This window comes from Polaromonas sp. P4_H1 (assembly GCF_056400945.1).
This window is the reverse complement of record NZ_JBFUKG010000002.1, coordinates 47,408-60,413: the sequence shown is the minus strand read 5'-3', so window position 1 is coordinate 60,413 and position 13,006 is coordinate 47,408. Positions and strand designations below refer to the sequence as shown.

Annotated in this window: 17 protein-coding genes; 8 read left to right on the top strand and 9 right to left on the bottom strand. The window is 61.9% G+C overall.

What is annotated here, in order from left to right; genetic code table 11:
• Positions 1-6 precede the first annotated feature (6 nt).
• A complete protein-coding gene (locus AC1DS5_RS03145; RefSeq protein WP_477716803.1) occupies positions 7-819 on the top strand; it encodes an ATP-binding cassette domain-containing protein in 813 nt (270 codons plus the stop codon).
• A gap of 125 nt (positions 820-944) precedes the next feature.
• On the top strand, positions 945-1,160 hold the full coding sequence (locus AC1DS5_RS03140; RefSeq protein WP_477716802.1) for a TOBE domain-containing protein: 216 nt from the start codon (positions 945-947) through the stop codon (positions 1,158-1,160).
• A gap of 4 nt (positions 1,161-1,164) precedes the next feature.
• Here the strand turns inward: AC1DS5_RS03140 and AC1DS5_RS03135 are convergent, their stop codons facing one another.
• The 3 genes from AC1DS5_RS03135 to AC1DS5_RS03125 are packed head-to-tail and all read right to left on the bottom strand — an operon-like array spanning position 1,165 to position 4,486.
• Positions 1,165-2,184, bottom strand: a complete 1,020-nt coding sequence (locus tag AC1DS5_RS03135; protein WP_477716801.1) for a Bug family tripartite tricarboxylate transporter substrate binding protein — start codon at positions 2,182-2,184, stop codon at positions 1,165-1,167.
• 46 nt (positions 2,185-2,230) lie between these two features.
• Positions 2,231-3,439 carry a CaiB/BaiF CoA transferase family protein gene (locus AC1DS5_RS03130; RefSeq protein ID WP_477716800.1) on the bottom strand — a complete coding sequence of 403 codons (1,209 nt, stop codon included), beginning with the start codon at positions 3,437-3,439 and terminating at the stop codon, positions 2,231-2,233.
• 57 nt (positions 3,440-3,496) lie between these two features.
• Positions 3,497-4,486, bottom strand: a complete 990-nt coding sequence (locus tag AC1DS5_RS03125; protein WP_477717218.1) for a hydroxymethylglutaryl-CoA lyase — start codon at positions 4,484-4,486, stop codon at positions 3,497-3,499.
• A 149-nt stretch (positions 4,487-4,635) separates the two neighbouring features.
• Here AC1DS5_RS03125 and AC1DS5_RS03120 point away from each other — a divergent pair, with 149 nt between their 5' ends.
• The 4 genes from AC1DS5_RS03120 to AC1DS5_RS03105 all read left to right on the top strand — a co-directional run bounded on the left by AC1DS5_RS03120 (position 4,636) and on the right by AC1DS5_RS03105 (position 7,082).
• Entirely contained in the window at positions 4,636-5,547 is a 912-nt protein-coding gene (locus AC1DS5_RS03120) for a LysR family transcriptional regulator (RefSeq protein WP_477716799.1), read from the top strand.
• 309 nt (positions 5,548-5,856) lie between these two features.
• Positions 5,857-6,222 carry a hypothetical protein gene (locus AC1DS5_RS03115; RefSeq protein ID WP_477716798.1) on the top strand — a complete coding sequence of 122 codons (366 nt, stop codon included), beginning with the start codon at positions 5,857-5,859 and terminating at the stop codon, positions 6,220-6,222.
• Entirely contained in the window at positions 6,209-6,451 is a 243-nt protein-coding gene (locus tag AC1DS5_RS03110; protein ID WP_011483276.1) for a hypothetical protein, read from the top strand. Before AC1DS5_RS03115 ends, AC1DS5_RS03110 begins: the two co-directional genes overlap by 14 nt.
• Before the next feature lie 91 nt (positions 6,452-6,542).
• Positions 6,543-7,082, top strand: coding sequence for a DsbA family protein (locus AC1DS5_RS03105; RefSeq protein ID WP_477716797.1), 540 nt, complete (start codon positions 6,543-6,545; stop codon positions 7,080-7,082).
• A 13-nt stretch (positions 7,083-7,095) separates the two neighbouring features.
• Here the strand turns inward: AC1DS5_RS03105 and AC1DS5_RS03100 are convergent, their stop codons facing one another.
• Positions 7,096-7,350, bottom strand: a complete 255-nt coding sequence (locus tag AC1DS5_RS03100; RefSeq protein ID WP_477716796.1) for a hypothetical protein — start codon at positions 7,348-7,350, stop codon at positions 7,096-7,098.
• Positions 7,351-7,527: 177 nt separating this feature from the next.
• On the opposite strand from AC1DS5_RS03100, the gene AC1DS5_RS03095 reads away from it, so the two are divergent.
• Positions 7,528-7,845 (top strand): DUF6172 family protein, encoded by a 318-nt coding sequence (locus AC1DS5_RS03095; RefSeq protein ID WP_477716795.1) that lies wholly within the window; start codon positions 7,528-7,530, stop codon positions 7,843-7,845.
• 32 nt (positions 7,846-7,877) lie between these two features.
• On the opposite strand, the gene AC1DS5_RS03090 is transcribed toward AC1DS5_RS03095, so the two are convergent.
• Positions 7,878-9,146, bottom strand: coding sequence for a DEAD/DEAH box helicase (locus AC1DS5_RS03090; protein ID WP_477716794.1), 1,269 nt, complete (start codon positions 9,144-9,146; stop codon positions 7,878-7,880).
• A gap of 284 nt (positions 9,147-9,430) precedes the next feature.
• Between AC1DS5_RS03090 and AC1DS5_RS03085 the strand changes: the two genes are divergently transcribed.
• Positions 9,431-9,799 carry a hypothetical protein gene (locus tag AC1DS5_RS03085; RefSeq protein ID WP_477716793.1) on the top strand — a complete coding sequence of 123 codons (369 nt, stop codon included), beginning with the start codon at positions 9,431-9,433 and terminating at the stop codon, positions 9,797-9,799.
• 92 nt (positions 9,800-9,891) lie between these two features.
• Here the strand turns inward: AC1DS5_RS03085 and AC1DS5_RS03080 are convergent, their stop codons facing one another.
• The 4 genes from AC1DS5_RS03080 to AC1DS5_RS03065 are packed head-to-tail and all read right to left on the bottom strand — an operon-like array spanning position 9,892 to position 12,803.
• On the bottom strand, positions 9,892-10,530 hold the full coding sequence (locus tag AC1DS5_RS03080) for a glutathione S-transferase (protein WP_477716792.1): 639 nt from the start codon (positions 10,528-10,530) through the stop codon (positions 9,892-9,894).
• A gap of 31 nt (positions 10,531-10,561) precedes the next feature.
• A complete protein-coding gene (locus AC1DS5_RS03075) occupies positions 10,562-11,230 on the bottom strand; it encodes a LysE family transporter (protein ID WP_477716791.1) in 669 nt (222 codons plus the stop codon).
• 32 nt (positions 11,231-11,262) lie between these two features.
• Positions 11,263-11,718 (bottom strand): putative immunity protein, encoded by a 456-nt coding sequence (locus AC1DS5_RS03070; protein WP_477716790.1) that lies wholly within the window; start codon positions 11,716-11,718, stop codon positions 11,263-11,265.
• Positions 11,715-12,803 (bottom strand): acyltransferase family protein, encoded by a 1,089-nt coding sequence (locus tag AC1DS5_RS03065; protein WP_477716789.1) that lies wholly within the window; start codon positions 12,801-12,803, stop codon positions 11,715-11,717. Before AC1DS5_RS03065 ends, AC1DS5_RS03070 begins: the two co-directional genes overlap by 4 nt.
• Positions 12,804-13,006 lie beyond the last annotated feature (203 nt).

Below are 13,006 nucleotides of genomic sequence, written 5' to 3'. Positions count from 1 at the left end.
AAAGCCATGACCATTGCTAAAAAAACCGAATCCCGTGGCGTGCGTCTTGAAGTGCGCGGCCTGTCCAAGCGCTACGGCAAGCGCCAGGTGCTGCAACACACCGAGCTGACGATTGAACCCGGCGAGTTTGTCGCCATCGTCGGCCGCAGCGGCTGCGGCAAAAGTACCTTGCTGCGCCTGGTGGCCGGGCTGGAGCCAGCCACGCAAGGCAATATCCGGCAGGGTGGGCAGGACGTCAAGAGCCTGAGCAACGACACCCGCATCATGTTTCAGGACTCGCGCCTGCTGCCCTGGCGGCGCGTGGTGGACAACGTGGCGCTGGGCTTGCCGCCCGGCGGCCATGCGGCGGCGGCCGAGGTGCTGGCCCAGGTGGGCCTGGCCGACCGCCTGCCTGACTGGCCGGCCCGGCTCTCGGGCGGGCAGCGCCAGCGCGTGTCGCTGGCCAGAGCCCTGGTGCACAACCCGCGCCTGCTGCTGCTCGATGAACCGCTGGGCGCACTCGACGCGCTGACCCGCATCGAAATGCACCAGCTGATTGAAGGCCTGTGGCAGCAAAGCGGCTTCACAGCCCTGCTGGTGACGCACGACGTGCAGGAAGCTGTGGCACTGGCCGACCGCGTCATCCTGATTGAAGACGGCCGCATTGCGCTGGATGAGCGCATCCCTTTGGCCCGCCCCCGGGAGCGCAGCAACCCGCAGTTTGGTGTCCTTGAAAAGAGGATCCTGGACCGTGTGCTGCAGCAACCGGGTGAAGAAATATCACCGAGCGAGGCGGCCTGGCCGGGTGCGCTGGCGCATGGTTTGCGCTGGGCTGTCTGAGTGATAAGGAAAGTGGCGCTAGACCAATATTTACAGGCGCATGGGAGCTATTTATTCAATAGCGATTTCATAGCGTTTTTGATAGTGCTTTCAATCGTGTTTTTTTAACCCAAAGGAGTTTATTCATGTCCATCCAGGCCATCAACGTGCGCAACCAGTTCCGCGGCAAAGTCAAAGAAATTATCCGCGGCGACGTGGTCTCTGAAATCGATATCGAAACGCCCTGGGGCATCGTCACCTCCGTCATCACCACACGCTCGGTCGACCAGCTCGAGTTGGCCACCGGCAGCGACGTGGTGGCGCTGGTCAAGTCGACCGAAGTCTCCATTGCCAAGCTCTAGTGCATCACTGCAGTTCAACGCCCGCCTTTTTGACCAGCTTCGCGTACTTCACCAACTCGCTGCGGAAATACTGCGCGGCCGCCTCGGGTGTGCCTGGATTGATGGTGTTGCCCTGTTTGGCCATGGCTTCTTTCACCTCGGGGGTGGCGTAGGCGGCGGCCACGGCTGCCTGGATGCGCCTGGCCTCTGCCGCTGGCAGCTTGGCCGGACCAATCACGGCAAACCAGCCTTCCATGTTGTAGTTGGGCAGGCCCTGTTCGGCAATGGTGGGAATATCCGGTGCGGCGCTCACGCGGGCGCTGCCACCGATGCCAATGGCGCGCAGGGCGCCGCTTTTCAGGTGCGCCTGCACCGACGGCAGCGCCAGCACGCCCATCTCGACCTGCCCGCCAATCAGGTCAGCCACCATGGGGCCCACCCCTTTGTAGGGGATATGTTTGGCCTTGACTTGGGCCTCGTCAAGAAACATTTCCGCCGCCAGATGCAGGATGGTGCCGTTGCCCGATGAGGCGTAGTTGTAGCCATCAGGTTTGGCCTTGAGCAGCGCCACCAGTTCCTTGACGTTGGTGGCCGGCATCTTGGCCGGGTTGACCACCAGCACCATCGGGGTGGTGCCGATGATGGTGATGGGGGTGATATCGGCAATCGGGTCAAACGGCAGTGATTTGTAGACGCTGGGGTAAATCACATGGTTGTTGGACACCACGCTCAGCGTCATGCCGTCGGGCGCCGACTTGACCAGGGTCGCCGTGCCGACTATGCCGCCGGCGCCGGGCTGGTTTTCAATCACCAACGGATGACCCAGCGCCTTGCCCAGCGCAACGCTGGCGGCGCGAACAATGGTGTCCACTCCGGAGCCTGCGCCTACCGGCAGGATGAAGCGCACCACCTTGTCGGTGGTCTGGGCCAGCAGGGCCAGCGGTGTGCTCAGGAGCGTGCTGCCAAAAGCCAGGGCACCCAGGCGTTGCAGGGTCTGGCGCCGGGTCGTTTGTTTCGTGTTGAGGGTGGTCGTTTGGGTTGTCATTTTTTGTCTCCGTCTTTGGGGTGGGTTGCTGAAATCGTTTGGCCGCTCAACTCACGGCCGCCTGCGAATGCAAATTCTCGATGGCGCTGGCGCTGTAGCCCAGTCCCGAGAGCAGTTCCTGCGTGTGTTCGCCCAAGGTGGGTGGGTGCAGGCGCACGCCCAGGCGCTGGCCCTGCATGGTGATGGGGAAGAGGGTGGTTTTAACGGTCTGCCCGGCTTTCGGGCCGTCGGGCAGGCGCACATCGGCCAGGCCGCCGGTGGCCAGCAGGTGCTCGTCGTCGAACAGGTCCTCGGGCCGGCGAATCGGCGCAAAGGGCAGGCCGGCTTTTTCCATCAGGCTTGAGAGCTCGGCGGCGCTGCGCGGGGCCAGCCGTGCGGCCAAATCCTTCAGCAGCGCCGGGCGCACCTCAACGCGCTGGTTGTTGGTCGCCAGCGCGGCATCGCACTTCAGGTCGTCAAAACCCAGCACGGTGCAAAAGGTCTGCCACTGCGCGTCACTCACGGCGGCCAGGAATATCTGCTCGCCGTCTTTCACAGTGAAGACGTCGTACACCGCCCAGGGGTTGTCGCGGGCGGGCATGGGGGCAGGGTGTTTGCCGGTCATGGCGTACTGCAACATATGCTGGCCCATCAGGAACACATTGTTTTCATACAGCGCCGACTGAACTTCCATGCCCTTGCCGCTGATGCCGCGCTGGATCAGCGCGCCCAGCGCACCGATGGCGCCAAACAGGCCGCCCATGATGTCGTTCACGCTGGTGCCGGCGCGCAGAGGGTCGCCGGGGCGGCCTGTCATGTAGGCCAGGCCGCCCATCATCTGCACCACCTCGTCCAGCGCGGTGCGGTGGTCGTAGGGGCCGGGCAAAAACCCCTTGTGGCTGACGTAAATAACGCGTGGATTGGCGGCGCTCAAGGTGGCGTAGTCGAGCCCGTATTTGGCCATGGTGCCGGGCTTGAAGTTTTCGGCCACCACATCGGCGCTGGCGCAGAGCTTGCGCGCCACTTCCACGCCCGCGGCATCGTGCAAATCAATGCCTATGCTTTTTTTGTTGCGGTTGAACAGCGGGAAAAAGCCCGAACCGGCACCCAGCAGGCGGCGGGTGCGGTCGCCGTCGATCGGCTCGACCTTGATGACCTCGGCCCCCATGTCGGCCAGCACCATGCCGCAGGTGGGGCCCATGACCATGTGGGTGAATTCGACGACACGCAAGCCGGCCAGTGGCTGGGGTACGGCTGAGGTTTGATGGTTCTGCATGCAGCTACTCGTTATATGTTGATCGCGTTAATCGCGTTGATCGTTGATCTGGAATGTTTACGCCGTGGCGACTGCCTGCATGGTTTTGGGCAGGCCTGCGCGCCACAGCGTGCCGTGCAGGGTTTCGCCCTCCAGCCAGCCGGCCACCTGGGTGCGCAGCGCCATAAGCTTGTCGAAATCGATGCCGGTGCCGATGCCCATGCTGGCAAACATGTAGACCAGGTCTTCGCTGGCCACGTTGCCGCTGGCGCCTGGTGCGTGCGGGCAGCCGCCAATGCCGGCCAGGCAGGCGTCAAAACGCGTCACCCCGGTTTGCAGCGCGGCATACACATTGGCCACCCCCATGCCGCGCGTGTCATGAAAATGGCCGCAGGCCAGCCGGTCGCCGGCTATGGCGAATGCGGCCACGAACAGGTCTTGCACCATGGCCGGATCAGCATAACCCACCGTGTCGGCCAGACCCACGCGGTCCGCCCCCGCGTCCAGCACCGCCTGCAGCAGGCGCAGCACCTCGGACGGTTCGACCCGGCCCTGCAGCGTGCAGCCAAACGCCGTGCTAAAGCCCACCTCGATCAGGATTTTTGAGCCCGAGGCATCACGCGCCGCCCGGATGCGGCCAATCTCCTGCACCACTTCATCGGGTGTCTTGCGCAAATTGGCCAGGCTGTGCGCATGGCTGGCTGAAAGCGGTAGCAGCATCAGGTCGGCGCCTGAGTCGATGGCGCGCTCGGCACCCTTGAGATTGGGCACCAGCACCGAGGTGACGAGTCCCGGCAGGGTTTTGGCATAGGCCACCAGCTCCGCGGTGTCGGCCAGTTGCGGCAGCAGCCGTGCCGGCACAAAAGAGCCGACTTCGATTTCGCGCTGGCCAGCCTCGTAGGCGCCACGTATCCAGGCCAGCTTGCGGGCAGTGGGCATAACGGTAGCGATGCTCTGCAGCCCGTCACGCAGGCCCACCTCGCGAATGCTGACCTGCCGGGGCAGGGCCGGCTTGACGGACAGGGCGGACAGGGCGGCTTGGGGGGACACCGTAGCGCTTGAAAGCATGTTCACTGACTAGTCTCCAGGTATTTTGAAATTCAGAGGTGCAGTTTAGAATTTCCCGATTGCTTATGGTTATCAATTTTGGAACCTCCAGCGTTCCGTATCGGAATATTTAAAGCAGACAAGCGAGTCCTGCGCAACCGGAGCTGCCCATGAGAGACCTGGACATGACCACTTTGCGGCTGTTCGCCGCCGTGTGCGAGACGCGCAGCATCGCCCGGGCCGCCGAGCAGGCCAACATTGTCGGCTCAGCCATCAGCAAGCGGCTGGCCCAGCTGGAAGACACCGTCGGCACGCCGCTGCTGGTGCGCCGGCGCCGCGGCGTCGAGCCCACACCCGCCGGTGAGAGCCTGCTGGAACACGCGCGTACCATGCTGGCCAGCGCTGAGCAGATCGAGCGCGACATGGCCGCTTATGCGCTGGGCGTGCGCGGCCAGGTTCGCATCCTGGCCACGGCGTCTGTCATGGCCGAATCGCTGGCCGACGATGTGGCGGCCTTTTTGCAGGTTCAGGCGCACCACGACATCCGCGTCACCATGGAAGAGCGCGTCAGTCCCGACGTGATTCGCGGCATCAAGGAGGGCGTCGCATCGGTCGGCATCTGCTGGGATGCCGCCGACCTGACGGGCCTGCAGTCGCGCAGCTACCGCAGCGACCACCTCGCCATCGTGGTCCACCCGTCGCACCCGCTGGCCCGGAACGAGACGGTGCGCTTTGAGCAGACGCTGGATTACGAGCATGTCAGCCTGCCGGCGCACAGCGCGGTGCAGGTGCTGTTGCAGCGCGCCGCCGCGCTCCAGGGCAAGGCCGTCGTGCATCGGGTGATCGTGTCCAACTTCGAGGCCGCGCTACGCGTGGTGCGCGCCAACCTGGCCATCAGCGTGGTGCCGCGCGAAGTGGCCGAGCCGTATGCCCGCACCTACGGGTTGCGCGTGGTGCCCCTGCTTGATGCCTGGGCCAGTCGCCGCTTTGCCATCTGCTTTAGAGATGCATCCAGCCTGTCAGCGGCGGCGCAACTGCTGGTGAGCCATTTGGCCGCAAAGGAGAACGAGGGGGCGGAGTAGCGGTTTTATGGGGAAAACCGGTCAAAAAGCGGTGGGTGGCCCACGATGCACCATGCTCCTGCACCTCCGGTGGCCGGGGTCGCCGATACGGCTGAAAAGACCTGCTCAAAGCCGGGGAAAGCGGCCGAATTGCTTTTAGCGGTAAAATTGGTCTCCAACCCATGGCAGACAAGCACCGGAGGCTATAAAAAATATAGCATTCAGGGCACACCCAGACTATGCCGAAATGGCTCTGGCGACCGGCACAAGTAAACATGCGCCGGTGCTGCACGTGCTTGTATTTGGGGAAGGAACCCCCAGTTTCTTTTCATGAACGCCACCAAATCACAGCCTCCCAAAACCAACCTCACGGTAACGCACGTGCTGGCCGAACTGCTTGAGCGGCTGGAGCACAGTGCCGAACCGGTGGGGGCCGAGCAGTACCTGTCCGTGGTGCAGCATCTCGTCAATGAGCTCAGCGAAGTCGAGCCCGGCGTGGCGCTGGGCGCCTTGCTGGATACCCATCCGGCGGCCGCTGAACTCTATGAAAACGTCAACTACCAGTATGCGGGCCTCTGCCGCTCCGCACTGGATGCCTCGCTGGCTGCAGAGCGCGAGGCTAAAGCGGCCATTCATCAGGCCATGAACCGTTCAACAACCCAACCCAAGGAAGATCCAAACCATGGCAAGAGCTGACGCCAAAACCGCTGTCCTCGCTGACGGCCTGCGCTACAAGTCCAAGGTGTCGGGATCGCCGTTTGCCGCCACCACGTCTTTTGGTGCTGCCACCATGTCGTGTTTCATGTGCGGCAAGCATCGCGCCCGCTCCCTGATGGGCACCCGAAAGGTGCTCGGCAAATCCCAGGCGGTGTGCTCCCCCTCGTGCAAGGCGCTGGATGAAGCGCTGGAGAACGCGGCCGGCTGAGCCCCGCATTGATGCATTGATCATGGGCCTGCCCTTGGCGCATACTGCCTGAAAAATGCACAGATAAAGGCGCACGTAAAAGGTGACTGCCATGAAAACCCGGGACTCGCTGCTAGCCCCTGATGGGGCAACCGATCACATCCGTGGCCAGTCATTCGCCGCTGTCACGGTGATTGAGTACGGCGATTTTGAATGCGCGCTGTGCCTGCAGGCCTACGCGGGGCTGAAGGTGATGCTCCCGCATTTCGGTCAGCAGTTGCGCTTTGTATTTCGCCACTTCCCGCTGCGGGAAATGCATCCGCACGCCGAACTGGCCGCTGAAGCGGCGGAAGCGGCCGGTGCCCAGGGCAAGTTCTGGCCCATGTACGAGCTGCTTTTCACGCACCAGCAACACCTCACGGAAAAGCACCTGCTCGACTACGCGGAACAAGTGGGCCTGGACATGCCACGGTACCGGAACGAAATGAGAGACCACGTCTACCTGCAGCGCGTGCAGGAGCACATACTGGGCGCAAGGCATCTGGACATACGCTCGACCCCCGCGTTTTATGTCAACGGCGTGATCACCGATGTTTCATTTGGCGTGCAGCACCTGCACGAGGCAATTGACAAGGTGTTGCTGGCCACCTGACGTCCTTCGCAGCTCAGAGAGCAGGCGCCACCAGTGCGCCGGCCAGCGCGGCATTCCTGCTCTGCAAACGTCGCACCTGCAGTGTCGCACCAATGAAAAGCAGCACCAACAGCACCAACAGCACCAACAGCACTAATGGCACCCCGGTCACCACCTTCAGTTCCGGCGCTTCCGCGTGGGCCAGCAAAGGTGCGCCCAGCGGCCCAACAGTTTCCAGCGGCCCGCCACGGCCGCCAGCACCAATGCCATCGCGAGGTGCACGGAGCACGCGAAATCGCAAGCAAACCCTGTGCCGAGCAGATTGTGGCCTTTGTTGGCCGTTTGGCCTGGACCCGTGTCAGGGACCGATAATCGGGTTCTTCTGCATCAGGCTGCGCAATTTTGATGCGCCTGCCGGCGGCATTCGCCACACACCTGACACACCAATGACACACCAGGGATACCCGTGAGAAAAACCTACCAACTCAACATCGAAGGCAAGAACCGCGACCGCCTGTTCGACGCAGCCAAGCACGACATCCGCAAATACATCAAACGCGAACGTGCCAAAGCCTTGCCGGCGGGCGTTGATTTCTGGGACTTTGACTGCAAGTCAGGCGCCAGCGAAGCCACGGCTTCCGGGGTGCCGTTTGCTGACCTGATCAGTTCCGTGGATGCCCTGGTGAAAGAGGGCGGCGACCAGTTTTATGTGGAGGTGGTGAGAAAGCACGGCCACCGCGCGGCCCGGCCCACCGCTGCCGGGAGCGAAGCCGATGCGCAGTAAGCAGTAAGCGCGGTTTCGTTGCCCCTTTGTTGTTATTTATCGTGCGTCTGCGCGCGTGCGGCCGCTGCGCGCAGCTTGTCTTTCTTGCTTGGGCGCTTGCCCTTGATGCCACCGGTAGAAGCAGGGTCGGCAGCGTTGGGCGCCTGCGTTTCAAGTGGCTCAAAACCTTCAACCTGCTCACGCGCAACCTTGATGCCCTGGCGCTTTTCAATCAGGCGAAGGTGTGCCTCGGTGGCTGCGCTGACAAAGCTGACAGCCAGGCCGTTTTCCCCGGCGCGGCCGGTGCGGCCGATGCGGTGCGTGTAGTCCACCGCTGAGCGGGGCAGGTCGTAGTTCACCACCACCGGCATCTGCGCAATGTCAATGCCACGCGCGGCCACGTCGGTAGCCACCACCACCTGCACGGCCTTGATCTTGAAGTCCCGCAAAACCTGGGTGCGTTTGCCCTGGCTCAGCTCGCCATGAAAGGGCTCGGCCTCGATGTGCACTTTACGCAGTTTGTCTGCCACGATTTCTGCGGCGTGTTTGGTCGCCACGAACACCAGCACACGCTCCCACTTCTCGGTTTGCACCAGGTGGCGCAGCAGTTGCGTCCGGCGGCTGGCATCGACCTCAATGGCGCGCTGCGCGATGTCGGGTTTGGCCTCGGGCGTCGCCTGCACTTCAATGCGCAGCGGGTTGTGCAGCATGCTTTCAGCCAGCGCCTCAATGGCTGGCGGGAACGTGGCCGAGAAAAACAGGTTTTGGCGCCGGGGTGGAAGCTGTTCAAGGATACGGCCCAGTTCTTCGCCAAAGCCCAGATCCAGCAGGCGGTCTGCCTCGTCCAGCACCAACGTGCTCACTTCAGAAATTTTCAGTGCGTTGTGTTCAAGCAGGTCGATCAGGCGCCCCGGCGTGGCCACCACGATGTCCGCGCCACCGCGCAGGTTCATCATCTGCGGATTGATGGACACGCCGCCAAACACCACGGCCACCTTGACGCGCTGCGGCAGGTATTTGGCAAAGCCGGCGATGGCTTCACCCACCTGCGCCGCCAGCTCGCGCGTGGGCACCAGGATCAGGCCCCGGGTAGGCCGTGGTGTTCCAGTGGGCGCGTTTGCCAGTTGCTGCAGCATGGGCAATGCAAACGCGGCTGTTTTGCCCGAACCCGTTTGGGCGGAACCCACCACGTCGCGTCCCAGCAGGATCGCCGGAATGGCTTGGGACTGAATGGCGGTGGGTGCTCGGTAGCCTTTGTCGCCAATGGCGCGCAGAAAAGCCGGCAACAGCGCCGGCGAGAAGCCCAGTGAAGAAAATGGCATAGACAAAGGCTCAGGAAGGTGAAAGACGGGTGCGGGCCGACTTGCGGCGGGCGAGTGTGGTCGTCGGCTGGCGCGGTTTGAGGCCCCAGTGCAGGGGCGATACATTGCCGCCCGAAGCTGTGAGTTTAAGTCCGGTGCCCGCAGTGCCCAAACAGCGTCGGCATAAATGGGGACATGGGCGCCATGGGCGACATCGAGGTGTCATTTTCCCCGTGCAAGATTGAGCCTCGTCCTTTTTGTTTCTTTACATGCTTCCCGCAATTTCCACCGTTGTTTCCCGTCTCATGATTCGTACACGCTCCATTTCCGTCAAAGAAGCTTCCATCATCGCCGTCGCCGCCCTGGACGACCTCGTGAATGATCTGGTCAAGGCGAGTTGCCTCAACATGTCACCAGCGTTTCTGGATTGGGTAGCCGACGAAGCGACACCGCTGGTGGATCGGTATGTCGCGCATTTTTTCAACAGCCCGCGGTTTGCCAACAGCCTTCGCATGGGTGACCCGAGGGTTGCCATGGCCCGCTGGGTGCGCCACTGGGTGTGCCCCTGGATAGTGGTTAATTTCGACCAACTGGCCGGGTACCTGCCGGAGTTTGCAGAAAGTCGGCCTGCGGGCTTGGCTTCAAGGGCGCCGGCTGCCGCATCATTTGCATGAATTGCCACGCCGCCGCCGCGCTGCGGCAGCGGGTCAGCTCGGGGGCAAGCTGCCTTGCACAGGCTTGACCGTCTCACTTCGATGCCGGCCAGCTAGCGCTTGTCGTGGTAAGTGAGGTCGCTGTGGGGCGCTGCCATGAACTCCGGCAGTTGCTCCGCCTGCAACGAGAATTCACGCAACGCGGGGTAGCGGGTCATGGGTACCACTTCCGGAAGCATCGCTTGCGTGAAGTGCCAGGCAATCGCCGTGCTCACGCCGTCCTGACCCATGGTGTCGCTGGTGGTCGCCAGCGGTTTGCGCTGAAGTTCTGATTCCAGCCCATCGAGGGCGGCGAGAAGCTGGCCGGTGACACGAGTCACCCAGGGTTGATGCAATTTTTCGGCAGGCCGGAGGTTCCGCTCATAGACGATCTGGACGCTTTTTTCACAGGCAGCGAGGGCCAGGCCGATCACGCGCAGGGCCTGCTGGCGTTCTGGAATTGCGGCGGGCATGAGGCTCTTGCGCGGGGCGGCGATCGCTTCGGCGTAGTCGATGATGAGCGTGGAATCCATGAGGACCTGGCCGTCATCACAGACCAGCGAGGGTGCTTTGACCACCGGATTGATCTGCTGAAACTGGGCGAAGGTGCTGAACACGGAGACCGAGCGATGCTCGAAACGCAGACCGAGAAGCTGCAGGGAAATAGCCACGCGGCGAACGTAAGGTGAGTCAAGCATTCCGATGAGCTGCATGGTTTCTCCTGTTGGAACCGGTTACAAGGATTCAGGGCTTGCCGGCAATGGCGGACTTGTCTTTTTGCGGAAGTGGCGACGACTGAACAATGAGATCGCGCATCGAACCGAGGGCCAGTGCCAGGAACACGGCGGCGCAGAGTTTGTAGGTGACCTTGGCCCACTGCGTACCTGCGCGGCGAAAGATTCTGTCAACAACTGCCGCGCAGAAGAACGCCCACACCACCGACGACACCATGAACCCCAAAAAGAAGATGGTGTAGTCGGAGGCCTTTGGCTCATGGATGCCGATGGCCCCAAGGGCGCTTCCCAGAGCGGCCCAATAGGCAATGTTTTGCGGGTTGGTCACGGACAGGAGGACGCCGGCACGCATGGCCCGTTTGGGCTCGACCGTCGCCGAGCCGGTTAAAGAGAACTCCTGGCTGGCGGAAACCCAGGAGTCGCGGGCAAGCCAGAAAAGGTACACGGCCCCGGCGATGCCGACGGGCCAGCGAATCCATTCCAATTGAAGAAGCAGTCCTATGCCTGCCAGCCCCAGCAGGGCCCAGAGCGCATCTCCAGCCAGCGATCCGATTTGCACGGCAAGGGCAGGCCGAAACCCGCCGCGTACGCCCTGGCGCACGGTTTCGGCAAACACAGCGCCGGGCGCGGCGTTGAACAGAAGCCCGAGCAGGAAAGCGGAGATGAAGAGAGCGGCCACGAAGTCGGTGCAAAAAAAAGAAGACCCGACGTTTATACCGCGCAGGCCGCGGCCAGCTCCTTGAATTTCTCAACCTGCCACGCGAACTCGCCCTCAAAAGCCGTCGGATCGGTGACCGCATAGCCGCCATAGCCATAGACGGCAGCGTAAGCCGCGTAGCTGGCCGCTTCAAGGGCGCGGCCAGCCAGCGCGTTTGCTACGGCGTAGGTGGCAGAAACGGCCGCATGCGCCGAGCCGTCAATGGAGTTGGAGCCCCGGTGGCTGTTGGCAAGCGCGGCAATTTCCTGCGCGGCCTGTGCCAAGGCGGGCCTATCCAGTTTGCCGTCAACGAAGGCCTGAAGCATTGCGAGGCAGTCGATGGCCTGGGGGTCTTCCAGCAGGTGCTGCACACGGGAAGCACAGGCAAGGCCAAAGGCCAGACGGAGCGCTTCGTGGCGTGGTTCATTGATGTGGATGGCGGCCGCCAGGCGCGATAGTTCGTGGTTCATGGCAATTTCCCCGGAGCATTTTGCCGAAATGATGGGCTGGATTTTCGGGGCAGGACTAGTGCCGCCAAATGCCGCTGGCGCCTGGTAATTTCCAGGATGAACAATGGGAGCAGCACGCCTGCGGCAAGGCTTGCCGCACTGTTGAAGTGGCCGTTGTGGCTGATGCGGGAAAGTATCAGGAAGGTCCGTCCCTGGGCGAGGTAATGAAACACCAGGATGAGCAGGCTGCCAGATCCTATGTAGGTCAGCGGACGCCGCAATACCGCATATTTCTGCAACAGCGAAGAGGTGCAGAGAACGATGTAAATGCCCAGGGCAGCCTGTAAGGAAGAAATGAGCGGGTTGCCGTAGAACCTCAGATTCAAATCCATGGTTTCGTCAAAGTAGTAATGCAGCAAGGCGAATGCGATGGTCGAAACAAGAAACCCGATGGCGCTGAAATGCATCGATATCACCCGTTTCCTGAGCAGGAATCCGAACAGGATACAGGCCGAGCTGATGAATGTCAGGTCAAGGCTCCACGGAAGCCCGGGCAATCGGTTCAGGCCCATGAAGGGCAACTGCGAGGTATCGATTTGCCAGAACCAGTCTATGAGCCGGATCCCGGTTACCAGAAGGGCCGAGGCAATCAGGAAGATCCAGGCCGGGCGGTTCCTGGCGGCCGTGGTGGCGCGCAGGATTGCCATGGACACGAGCGACGCCACGAAGAGATGCGGCAAAAACCATAGCGGCGCCCACGCGATGGTGGGGGCGGTGGCATAAATGACACCGGAAAAATAAGCAAGCGGGGATGCATCGGCTGTTGGGACGGCTGCCGGATCGAATGCCTCTGCAATGCCCAGAAATATCAACACAACGAAATACGGCTTCAAAAGGGCGTCTGCCCGGGACAGCGCAAACTTCCCCAGGCGGTCGGAGTCCTTGAGAAACAAGCCCGAGAGAAAAAAGAACAGGGGCAGGTGAAACGAGTAAATAACCCGGAAGAGCTCGCCCTTTTCCTGCAAAACCGCCCAGTTATGACCAAGCACAACCAGGATGATTGCGATGCCCTTGGTTATGTCTACGGTGGCGTTACGGCTGGTCATGGCAAGCGGTCAGTCAAGTGTCATCATTTCATGCGCGCCAGACTCATGGAGGCGGTGGTGGTAGAACTTGGACACACCATTTTTCCCCAGTTGGGTTTTTCACGGGATGGGCGGCCGATTCACCGTATTTAAATACTGCGGAAAGGGCACAGGCGCTGTCTTGCTTTGCAGGAATTGCATTTTTGATGCAAACTACTTAATCA